The organism is Dysgonomonas sp. Marseille-P4677 (assembly GCF_016652235.1).
In the GTDB taxonomy this organism is placed as follows: domain Bacteria; phylum Bacteroidota; class Bacteroidia; order Bacteroidales; family Dysgonomonadaceae; genus Dysgonomonas.
Genome location: NZ_JAEPKU010000132.1, coordinates 1 through 12269, shown reverse-complemented (window position 1 = coordinate 12269; position 12269 = coordinate 1). Strand labels below are relative to the sequence as shown.

General features: G+C 31.8%; 9 protein-coding genes. All 9 read right to left on the bottom strand.

The annotated features are described in order from the left end of the window. Nucleotides 1-1977, bottom strand: a 1977-nt coding sequence (locus JGH11_RS16600) for a reverse transcriptase domain-containing protein (RefSeq protein WP_201113682.1), incomplete at its 3' end; no start/stop codon positions are given. A gap of 4 nt (nucleotides 1978-1981) precedes the next feature. Next, entirely contained in the window at nucleotides 1982-2500 is a 519-nt protein-coding gene (locus tag JGH11_RS16595) for a hypothetical protein (protein ID WP_201113681.1), read from the bottom strand. Between the two features lie 12 nt (nucleotides 2501-2512). Beyond that, nucleotides 2513-3598, bottom strand: coding sequence for an MBL fold metallo-hydrolase (locus JGH11_RS16590; protein ID WP_201113680.1), 1086 nt, complete (start codon nucleotides 3596-3598; stop codon nucleotides 2513-2515). Beyond that, nucleotides 3585-8315 carry an AVAST type 2 anti-phage system protein Avs2 gene (avs2, locus tag JGH11_RS16585; RefSeq protein WP_201113679.1) on the bottom strand — a complete coding sequence of 1577 codons (4731 nt, stop codon included), beginning with the start codon at nucleotides 8313-8315 and terminating at the stop codon, nucleotides 3585-3587. Before avs2 ends, JGH11_RS16590 begins: the two co-directional genes overlap by 14 nt. A 95-nt stretch (nucleotides 8316-8410) precedes the next feature. Further along, complete coding sequence (locus tag JGH11_RS16580; RefSeq protein ID WP_201113678.1) at nucleotides 8411-8872, bottom strand: hypothetical protein; 462 nt, start codon at nucleotides 8870-8872, stop codon at nucleotides 8411-8413. Nucleotides 8873-8908: 36 nt separating this feature from the next. Next, complete coding sequence (locus tag JGH11_RS16575) at nucleotides 8909-9391, bottom strand: hypothetical protein (RefSeq protein ID WP_201113677.1); 483 nt, start codon at nucleotides 9389-9391, stop codon at nucleotides 8909-8911. 526 nt (nucleotides 9392-9917) lie between these two features. Further along, a complete protein-coding gene (locus JGH11_RS16570; RefSeq protein ID WP_201113676.1) occupies nucleotides 9918-10334 on the bottom strand; it encodes a hypothetical protein in 417 nt (138 codons plus the stop codon). Nucleotides 10335-10748: 414 nt separating this feature from the next. Next, nucleotides 10749-11885, bottom strand: a complete 1137-nt coding sequence (locus JGH11_RS16565) for a primase-helicase family protein (RefSeq protein ID WP_201113675.1) — start codon at nucleotides 11883-11885, stop codon at nucleotides 10749-10751. Continuing rightward, entirely contained in the window at nucleotides 11878-12177 is a 300-nt protein-coding gene (locus tag JGH11_RS16560; protein ID WP_370567623.1) for a DUF3853 family protein, read from the bottom strand. The genes JGH11_RS16565 and JGH11_RS16560 overlap by 8 nt, the downstream gene beginning before the upstream one ends. Between the last annotated feature and the right edge of the window lie 92 nt (nucleotides 12178-12269).

Genomic DNA, 12269 nt, shown 5'->3' with positions numbered 1-12269 from the left:
ATATAGGATAGCTCTATTGTTATATTTATTCAAGCTACAGTTATCTGTAATTCCAATCCCGAATATGTAAGAAAACAGTGCATTTAGTATTTTACGTTTAAATTCATCTGATAAATTGAATATAAAACGTGCATACTCTTCTATGATAAAAAGACTATATATATCTTTTTGAAGAATTTCTTCTAATTTCTCGATTCTATTTAATGATGTTGTTTTAGGAAAGAATCTATATCCTGCATTCATTAGTTTATTCAGGCTCTCATATTTGAGGTCTTCAAATGTGAACATATTCAATGTACCTCTTATATCTCTTTTTATGTATAAATTTTTCGTTCTACTTTCAGATAACAAATTTTCATTCAAAAGCTTCTCTTCTATAGTACATATATTATTTTTAAATGCATCTAGATACTCATTATCTCCCTCATAACATTGAATGATAAGTCGAACTTCGGCTATAAAAATATCTTCTTCATAACAATCAAAGAATTTTCTATTATCTAATTGTTTATCCTTATCATTATAGCCATATTTATTGTAGAACTTGTCGAAATCATCTTTCCCAATGGCTTTTTCTGTATACTGTAATAATCTCAGTCTAAATAAGAAAAACTTTTTATATCTCAATAAGAGCTTAAGTTTATACTTACTAGCTTTGTCAGGGAAGTTTTTATTTCTTACCTCTTCAAGCTTTAATTCTTTATCTATTGCTATAATAAGTATTTCTAATTTCTTTTTTAGATTAGAGTCTTCGGTTTCATCCAATGTGGAAAAAATGGATGCAACCCCCGAAATTTGTGTTGCCAGACTTTGTAATTTGGACAAATCATTATAAGCTTCTCCTATTGGATTAATTGAACTCTTATCTCCATTATGTATCTCTATTGCATATTTTATCAAATTATTAATATCCTGCTTTTTTTTGTCCAAACAACTTACTATTTGAGGCTTATTTTGTTCATACCCTTGTTTAAAAGAGTTTTGAATTAAATCATTAAGCTCATCAATCTTCTTTGAAAATGCTTTTTCGTCAATACCATTTGTATAAATAACGGAATCATCTACATAATAAAATGCCTCTCCGTCAAACACCGATTTAGTATGCTTTGCAACTTCAACCATACATAAATTACTAAAAAGATAAGCATGAGGTAGACCTTGAGGTAAACCTCTATTTATCAATCGGTCTTTATTTTTACGCAATATTTCAGTATCTATATTAGGGTAATAATGCTCATTCCATTGATGGTCAAATGGCTTTATATTAAAATATAGAAGTTTTTGCAAAATAATTTTAAGGCATTCTTTATCTCCTTGTTCAATAAATGAAGGCTCTATTTTATTGTATATTAAGTTGTATATATGAATAGGATTAATAGATGGAAAAAAATCCTTTAAGTCCAAGCATACTTCTTGCGTATATTTATTATTGTTTTTATATTCATAATACTTATTTATAACCGTTTCAGAGTATTCTTTGTATTTTACTTTCCAATTAACGAAAATTTCATTCGGATTTGTTGATGGTATATTTCCGTAGAAGTTTGCTGGGACTAATTTAGCAATATCTGACAATTTGCGGTTTGGCTTGCTTTTATTTGGAAAAGAATCATCAAACATTGTTACATTCAACATCGCAACCATACAAATTTGAGACTTTAATTTTGCCGTATGCAATGGTCTGAATATAGCTTTTCCTTCGTTGTCAATTTTCTTAAATTTGAAGAATACTTCTACGTCAAAAAGAGTTGTGGAATTAGTCAAGACTTGTTTTAGAATATCTTGGCAGTCCTTAATAATGTTATTAATAAATTCGAAGTTGTATTTATCTGATAATTTATTGTAAGTCGTTAACTCATCTGTGGATAGCAAACCTTTTTCAAATATATATGATTCTAAGGCATATATTGAATTGTATATATTGGTCTTGTCTATTACTTTTTTGTATAAAGAACTATTTGTTATATCTATAGCCATAGTATTAAGATTCTTTAGGTAGAGGATAATATTTCAGTATAGTTTCTTTAATGCCATTGATGAGAATATCAATATCTTTATAGCTCTCACTGGGGTATTCAAAGAGAAAATCAATCTCGGACTCTTCTGTTGCCATTCTAAGAGAGAACTTATTTAGAGTAACCAAATCCAGTCTGAGTGCATCTACATTTTCTTTTTTAACATCCATAGGGGATGTTGTAGTATATACAAATAAGTCATCAAATGTGAATATAAATTGGTCTTTTAGGGGGTGTAAATCTATTTCGGGTTTTATTTTATTAAAAATATTGTCAAACCAATCGACCTTTTTTGGTAAATCAGATACTCTTTTTATGAAATCATCTATCCTATCAGTATAGTAACTAATATTATATAACGTATCAGGAGCACTCGATAAGTAAAAAGCATAAATAGATAGTAGTTCTTTCATATCATAACTCGATGAGGTTAAGATAGTTTTTATAAGCTTAAGCTTGTGTTGTTCTCTTTCTTCTGTATCCATGGTATATATAAATTATTTCATTAATATAAACATTTTGTTATCTGATAGATGAGTCTTAAAATCCCACTTGTCATACACCTCTTCTCCATCAATCCGAAATATATCATTTAGAATATCTGTATTGTATAGGAAATATATACTGTACTGCTCTTTTATATCTCTATGTGGATTTTTCAATATCTGAGCAAATACACTTTTGTTCGGTAAATTATGTTTTTCTCCATTGGTGGAAAATATATAATTATTGCATTTAATCAAACTATATAAATCACTACTGTTATTCCCTTCACTTCCATGATGCGAAACAATAACATAATCGCACTTTAAAGGCTTTTTATTCGAATATCCTTTTTTCTTTAGGCAAGAAGTAATGACTGAGGGATGAGAATCTGCAAGAAATAAAATTTTGGAATCTTTATATGTAGCGAGAATAGAAATACTGCTTCCATTTTCCTCTGATTTATCTTCTTTGATATTATCCAGATTAAAAGAACTCAAAGGAATATTATAATCATTGCTTGATGAAGATTTTGCAGAACTCACATCATTATACTCACTTCTCTCTAATGGTATATTTTTTTTATATTTATCTCTTAGCTTTTGAAGGTTTTCAACACTAGGAGATAAAATTTCGATTTTCAAACCGAAAAAATCTAATTCTTCTAATTCATTTACGACATCGAATGGGAGTATTTTCCTCATCTGATACAGATAATCAAACAGAAAATCTCCTTGGTCTATACTTGATGCTGAACTTATAGGATTCTGCCATTTTAGTGGTATGTAATTTCTAGGAGGATTATAGTACCACTCTTTTACAATATCTGAGATTTCTTCATCTTTTATAGCCTTGATATACTTAATTATTCCTCCAATATGGTCGTCGTGAATATGAGATACAACCCATAAATCAATAAACTCATTTGCTTTGGATATAGCTTCTATTTCAGTCTGTAATATATGCCTATATGTCCTCTCATATCCAGAATCAACAAAAATATTATGAGCTTTATTATCGTTACCAATGTAGCGGATACGAAAAGCATCTCCACACTCAGCCTGATAGCTATATAGTTGTATATTACTAATCTCTGTCATACATTACCATTTCTCCTTTCATTTTGCCTTCTTCTAAGTAAAAAACTCCACAAGGAACTTTAAAATACGATTCATCATCTCTATTTGTCGAGTGTGAAAATTTCTCTCCCAGTAAAGTCCAAATTATATCAAGTTCATTTTTATCTAAAAATTCCAATAAATCTTTTTCTCTTATCATTACACCATTGGGGTTAATATTTGTTACAATAATCTCCCCGTTTTTATTTCTTAAATCGCCATCTTTAGGTGCATATTGTAGCTCCATCCCTTCAAAAATAAATTTACATGGAATTTTATATAGGGCTGATGTACCTGATTTATCATCTTCCATATTGCCATTTGCTTGCGTATCAGCAACTATGACTTTGTAGCTTGATTTGCCAATTTCATGCCACAATTTTCGTCCAGATTCTCGACTTTCATCTTTATAAGCAGGAGACCAAAATTTTTCTCTGTTGATTAAACTAGAAAAGTTTTCATTTGCTTCTGGCATCCATCTTCCCCAGAAATTCTTTTTGCTCAGATAGTTTACAATCTTTTGTTTATCTTTCTTCTTTACCAAATAGGCATTAAACATATACCAAACTTGTTTTTTCTGCCCTCCATATCTTTCTTCTCCTATCTTTTTAGGTTCAATCCACCTAACATAGTGATGCAGATGTAGCCAATAAGAACCTGTATCATCTATTTTTCTTATAATTTTATGAGGATGCACTAAGTCTTCTAATGTCAAAACCCATTGGGAGTCATCTCCAGACCAATTTGTATATTCCTTATCTTCCCACCATTCATTGCTAAGTGAGTTTAAGAAGGGGTTATCTTCAACATCGTCATTCTCTTTTCTTATTGTTGTTGTCGCTGGGTCTATATCTCTTAAATAAGTTTGCCAAGCTCCTTTAAAGTAATCGTATTTATCGCTTCCCCATCGGTTATCTTTATATTTATAATTATCTGAAAGTATGGCAAATATTTCATAGAATGCTATCCATTGATATTTCTTACCTATACGTTCTATCTTGAATTCACGACGATAACCAGATTCTTTAACCCACCAGTCATACTTACCATGTATCTCTTTATCATAGCCAAGTTCAAAAACACGTTGGATAATCCAATAGCGAATAGGCATTGAATCTGAATATTGCAAATTATCATCAGATTTTATTTTTCTTTCAAAATAAGGGATTAATATGTCTTTCGTGTATTGACATTCCTCATTATCGAAATCTTGAAGTACAGAATCGTCGCAAAATTTAAGAACTTCTTTCATCCTTGATAAGCGACTTTCCATTTTTTCTTTTGGTAAATTAATACGAGTATATGTTTCTATTTCACTCTCATAAAAACTTATGCTTTTCATACACTCGAATAATAGCTTTACAAGTTCTCGCTTATCCTTTTTCAATTTCTTAATGAATCCCTCATATTCTTTTTCTTTTTCGAATGGAGTGTGATGAAAATCTTGAACTCTAGGTTTTACAACCTTTTCCCCAAAGTCTCCGATAAATCCTGTCAATGAGTGAATTATAGCATTGTGCTGATTACTATAATCTAATTTATAATTAGGATTATCTTCAAATTCTATCTCAAGCTTTTTTATATCTTCTTCTGTTGGAAATTCGGGTATCTCACTATTATATGGTGGATTTATTTGCTGAGTATCAGTTCCTCTTATAAGATTCTTATATATAGCATATTCCACTATATTTTTAGCATAATCTCTAAGCAAAATATGTTTCGGAGGGTTGCCCTCTTTAAAGATAGAATTGTATACATATTCAGCAGTAATTTTGATAGATTTATCATCCTCTGTTCGTAAAATACAACCATAAGTTACTGCATAAAGACGTTCTAGTATATAAAAATCATCTATATCTCGAAATGTCTCCAATAACTCAAGTAAAATATTCGGTTTTTGCTCCAATAGATTAACTAATGCTTTGGTTGTCTCGTCTCTAAGTTTTGTATTTGTAGTTGATAAAATCCATACTAAAGTTTGAGATACAAGTTTTGCCGTTTCGTCATCCGACAGAATTGAAATATCAGGCATCCAAGCCCAATCAATTAGTCTTTGAATTGGGAATGCAATATTATCATCATCATAACCATTGTAATAAAGGACGAATTCCTGCCAAAAGCTATCCCTTTTAGACATAGGATACCTTTTCAATATTCTAGTAAGCCTATTGCTATTAAATGGATGGTTTATTATTGAAGATAGTTCCGTTAAGCATAGAAACCATTCATTATTGGCTATTAATGCTTTTCCAGATTGTAGCCAGTTTGTAATTTTCTCATCATCAATAGACTCTACTTTACGCCATTTTAAGCTATCCAACTCTACTCCACTAATCCAATCATTAATATGACTCTCCCAGCTTTTGTTTCTTCTTTCTTCGTTTGTAATAAAATATTCAGATATTTCAAAAATATCCAAATTATATTCTTCTGGCAATATAATTGACAATGCGTCAACTACCCCTCGATACTTCCATTGAAAATCAGAACATATTCTACCTAATCCATTAGGGTCATTTAGAGCTTTTAAAACATCCTCTTTTGATGAGCAGTCTCCTAACAGTTTCTTTGCCATGAAGTACTCCCCTAGCCGTTGGTAGGCAAAGTATATGACCTCTTTAAATTCCCCTTTAACACCTTGTATCTTATTTCTTATTAAGATATTTTCCTCAATTAATTCAATCAGAAGTGTATCAAATTTCGAAAACTTTTCATCGAAGAGACTTACCGCCTCTTGTACAGATAGATGTCCGTATTTTGAGTCTAGGATTGCGGTTGATAATACTTCAATAGATGCTGATACTATATTTTTTAGTTTATACTTCTTGTTCTTTATTTCGAATCTCTTATTTAGGGAGTTGATATAAAGTTGATACAATCCATTTAATCCATTGAATCCTTTAGGAAATGTCTTATTAGGCAATTCTTTAACTGTATTACATATTAAGTGCAGAAATAGAGGGTTTGAGAATTCTGGGGCTAGAATAGGAAAACTCGGAAGCTTTAATGAGTAATATTCACAAAAAAGTTTTAGAGCTTCATATTCATTTCCACTAAATCCTTCATGTTCTAAAATCTGAGGCGACTCTGTGTCTATAAAATCTTTGGTTATTATATCATCAAAATATGTACTTCTAATTGAAATAGCAGTTCCAAGACCTTTATATTTTCTAATTGTTGAAATAAAACCAGCTATTTGACTATTCCACAAGTCAGAACCAGCTCCTTCATTAATGGCATCTATTAATATTAATACTCTAGACCCTATTTGATTTGATATCTTGTCAAGATTTACCAAAAAGTCTTTGAAGGTGCAGTCAAGATGAAGAAGATTTAAAATATTCTCTTCTATAGTTTTTGTGCTTTGAAAATGCTGACCAAGTAATAGTAATGTTGGTAAGTTGTTTTTTATTCTTTCATTGGCTATATCTCCGAGCAAATGAGATTTTCCACTTCCAGCATCCCCATTGATTACTAATATAGGATTATTTAGTAATTCGACATCAATATTATCTAATTCTTCAAAAAGTGTATTATTATGTCGTAATATATCAATAAGCCAGCTTTTTTCATTTTGATATTTACTAGAGTCGCTTCTTGCTTTGCGTTCTAATTCTGACAACTCGTCAAGTTTATTTCTTATTTTTTCATTTAGCTCTTGTATTTCATCTTTACTCTCTTTGATTGCAAGTTCTTGCCTATAATTGAATTTAAGCTTAGATAGCCATTCCAATTTATCTTTTTTGAGAGAATCAAATTGTTCCTTGATTCTCTTTATAATATCTCCTTCTAAACTATAACTTCGTGGTCTTTCCGTTAGCCAATTATCCCAGACTTTTATGAATTTATTTTTGAAATGTGCGTTATAGGAAAGTGTATGAAATTTTTGTACTATAGGTAGCCTAAAATTCAATTTTTGATTAAATCTACTACCTAGGCTATGAATGGACTTTTCTACATGGGACTGGAAAAACTCTTTTGTTAATCCATTTTCTCCAATATATGTATAAGATATAGCTGGAAGATATTTATTTTTTAAAATATCATTTAGAGATTCAATATATTGACAGTAAACAATACGCCCTTTTTCCTCTGGGTCTTTTCTGTATCTAGTAAATATACCGTATAGATATATCTCTTTGTTTGCAAGTAAAAATACGCCAGCACCAGAAAAACCTTCCATGTTAGATTCAGAGTATGATGAGGTAGTTTCTAACTGGAATTTATTAACCTCTGCCATTTCTCTCGGATTTTGAAGGTGTAAAGTTTCTAATTCTTCTCCCTTTGTTGCCCTTGGAAAGCCTTTACTTATAAAATTTGAAAATGAATGCCTTTCTTGAACAACAGAAATAGAAGGAATATTATCAAGTCCAATCATACCTAAAATCACATCCTTATCAAAGATTAAAAGAGCTACATCCTTATTCTCGTCTTTATATAAAAGGCTACTATCTATGTTTTTATCTGTGATAGGATTGTATGTAAATGTTTGAGCATTGTATATATCAATATTGATAGATTCTCGTTGTTGATTAAATCCATCTCCATCCTCAAATAAACAATGAGATGCTGTTAAAATATATACTTTATCTTCTAGACTATCGTCATAATATATAATACCTGTTCCAATAACGGCATTATCTTTATTCTTTAGTCGTACTGTAATCTGAGATATGATAGAGTCAAGTTGTGCATCCATAATGTTAACGAAATAGAAATAATACAATCAGATAAAGGTATAAAAAAAGCAGCTACAAAATGTAACTGCTCCGAATTTATGAATATAGGATAAATTTATTGCTTCTTAAACACTTGCCAAAACATAGCATCTTTTTCTTTCATCTTGAACTCTATTGGGCTACTTATAAGAAAAGCTGAGTAGGTTCTGTTTCCCTTTTCTGTGAACGATAAACCTATAGAAGTGGCATTTGTGTCGATGTAGTAATACCTATCGAACGATTGACCATTGTAGTAAGTTATTGTCAACAAGCCGTGAATCTTTCGTTCTTGCCCTTCTCCTGTTGCATAGTTTTCATCAAGGATAACCACCTTTGCAGGATTGTACTGTTCTTTGAAGGTAATAATGGTAGTACCAACTTCATGCACATACTTGAATGTACCGTTTAAAACCGACAATGCTTTTTTCTGTGCCTCACTCATCGAATTGCTAGTATTGTTGTCATCGTCGTCACTGGAGCATCCTATAAAAACAACGCTAACTAAAACCGCTACTAAAAATTGAATTACTTTTTTCATATCTGATTCTTTGATTCCTTAATATATGAGACCTAGTTAATTTGATTTTTCCTCTTCTTTTTTAACGGCTTTAGTTAACTCAGCATCAAAGTCATATCTAACGGTGCTTATTCGCTTATTACCCCCTAGAGTATTGGCTCGGTAAGTGTGGTTAATAGTATAACCCTTTATTGGCATAAGTGCTTGAATACTGTCCTCTATGGTTTTGTAACGTTTCCGTTTTTGTTCATATTCTCCTACATAACTTTCTTCTTTAAGCATTCCGTCTCCTCCAGAAAAAGATTCAAGCATCATCCTTTTCATTCCATAGTATAGCAATGTGTCTCGTCTTTCTTTTGGTTCTTTGGATACGTCGTAAGTAGGTTTGAGTTCTGTCCATTCTATAGGTTCGTAACTGCCAAAATCGTGGAGGGTTTTGTAAAGGTCATCTTTTACTAGTTCTTTGGCTTTGTCTTCCTTGCTCTGACAAGATGAAAAGATAAGTACACAGGCAGCAAATGCAAAAATAAGTTGTTTCATTGTTTCATGAATTATTCTCTCCACCAGTTCCGAATAGAGAAATTTGTATACAAAGAATGCGCAGGAACTGCATACTTATATCTCTCAAGGTCTGGACGCCTCCAACAGAATAAGCAGCAGCCCTGCGCACCTATATGCACAGAGCGACCTACTTATTACCTTCTGTTGTAGTGAATTGTCCAGATTCGAGAAACAGGTAATATTACGCACTTTATTTCTAATATGTTGAAGGTTGACATCGCTATGTCTTGTTTTCCCCTTCGTACTGCAAATATACTGTTTTATTGCGGATATTATACTGCATCCAAAGGGAAAATGGGCAAGAGTTGAGGTGTGATAATATTAGTTGCAAAAGAAACTATATTTCTCGTATAGACTTATAGTTGAATGCAGATAACCCTTCCTAATAAAAGAGGGGGTACTTCATGTAATATATTATATTATTGAGATTTAACCAATCAGTATGAAGTTTGTATTAAAGTTATAAAACTCTCCCAATCAAGGTGTTCTCACTGCAAACATAAACTTAATAGTAGTACTTCCTCATTATAGGCTCTATAATATTCCTAAACTCTGTCCATTTTTTTTGATAACCTTGACTATCCCATATTCTAACCATGGCATCAGCAATAGCTAACGTCTTAGGATTATTTACAGCCTTGTGATATCGAAACACAATGTCTGTAAGAATATGAGGGTTCTTCTCCGAAGGTATTCTCATAGCTCGACCTTCAACTTTCAATTTTCCCGTATACTCTACATTGTTTAAGGCGAAAATTCTAAGTGCTACTTCATCATCAGTCTCCTCTCTCCAAGTCCCCTGAAAATCATTGGCAGCTTTATCGTATAGTTGTATTATTTCGATTAGTTTTTTACGATCTTGTTCGTTTGGTTCAAGGAGTATTCGAGGGTTATGTCTTACGCCTTCATATATACGTTTCATTGTTTTATAAGAAATCGTTTTTTGTTGCAATTTTTTCTCTATATTTTTTAAATTCTTCATTTTGATATAAAATTATATTAAGTATGTGTTTCGCTTCGTGTAGTATATTAGCTTGATAATAAAAGAAGTGTATAATGTGTATGGCAATTTGATTATATCCTCTAGAGAAATACCTTATACTTACTATTCCATATATTATAATCTTATACACAGAATACACATTGCGATATATCAGCATATTATAGCTACACATTGGAATTCACATCATTACACAATAAACACAAGCTAATCAGTTTCATATTTAAAGAGATATGGCTTTCCTGATAATTCTTTCCCTTCCCTGTCAAGTCCATTATCGTATCCATAGTAGCTCCAAAATCGAATTGTTTTCTCTGTTGGAGAGATTTTGAATTCCTACCTAAGACAAGTCGAAATCTTATGTTTAGAATATTTATAGCCTAAAAGAGCCTCAAGGTCTTTTACTCTGAGATATAAATCCCTCTTTAATTCATCATGTAGCTCCTGCACTGCAATTTTTATACTATGATACTCGTCAGTCCTGTTTGCCTCGACCATAGCCTCTAATTGCTTTGTGCGTAGCATATCTAGCGGAAACCACATACGACTATGTTCTTTAATTAATGGTTCTGTATTGAGAAGATACCAGAGCATAGCAGGGGCTTCCCTTTCAAGTTTCTTTTCAAGATTGATGTCGTAGTCATCTTTAGGTATAGGTGGTACTTTTAGAACGAGATACCTGTTGTCGTTTTCATTCAATTGAATACAAGTCTCGTCATTGTTGGAGTTGATGATGATACTAACGCAAGGCTCAAATTGAAACTGTTGCATTCCTTTTCTATTAACAGTCGTCTGTCGAGAAGTGGAAATGTCTTTTAATTTTCCAGCAACCTTCTTTGTGTCGTATATTTCTTCAAATACAGCAAGCTTATTTACAACCCATACGTTAAATTGACTCTCTAAATCCCCTTGAGAATAAAACCCTGCATTCCGTCCCAATAAGGATGCAAGATGATTAGCAAAGGTAGATTTACCTGTAGCGTTGTCTTTTGATACGAGACAAAGTATTGGAAGCTTTTTGACTGGGTACTGAAACATGACAATCAAGTATGTAAGAAGTATTTCATAATGTTCTTGTGCAATATGACGAATTAGCTTCTCCCAAGTTTTCCAATTTCCTTGTTCGGGTTGTATATCAAGTGGAGCATATAAGTTCTTACTATTCCCTATTGATGCTTGATAGTTCTTGTGACTTGGTACATAGCATTCAGAATCAAAATACGGAATGTCTTTAATATCTAAATCTCGATATCTACTTTTGAGTGTTTTCTCTGCTATTTTACCAAGTACTCTCTTTGGTCTTCCTTGTATATCATAAGAAGTAGATTCTATGTATATATCATCTCTAATCTGCCAAATATCAGCATCCAGCGAAACAGAATGATTATCTATAGGCTCAACAACAACCTCTTGTTGATTATAGCCCCCACCAATCTGTGGGGGTACAACTAAGTTTTCAATATTCTCAATCATTTCCTTTTGTTTTCTTACTGTTTTTTATCCCTTCTTCAACTTCGTCAGAATAGCAATAGAATCTATTGCCAACCCAATACACAGGAAATTTTCCCGAGTCTTTCTCTTTTTGAGCTGTTGTACTCGAACAGCCTCCACCAAAAAACTTCATCAACCCTCGGATTCCTTTTATTTTCACTCGCTCTTTAGGAATATCATTCTTGACTTCTTCCTGTTGAACATTTCCACTCCCTAGGAGAAACCTCAGTTCTTCCCCTGTCATCATTGCGATGGGCTTTTTTTCAAGTTCAATTAATACGATAATTTCTATATTTAGATTTATAATTTGCTTTATTTTTATAATGCAAAAGTATCAATTAAAATCTAAATAATAATATATAAAAC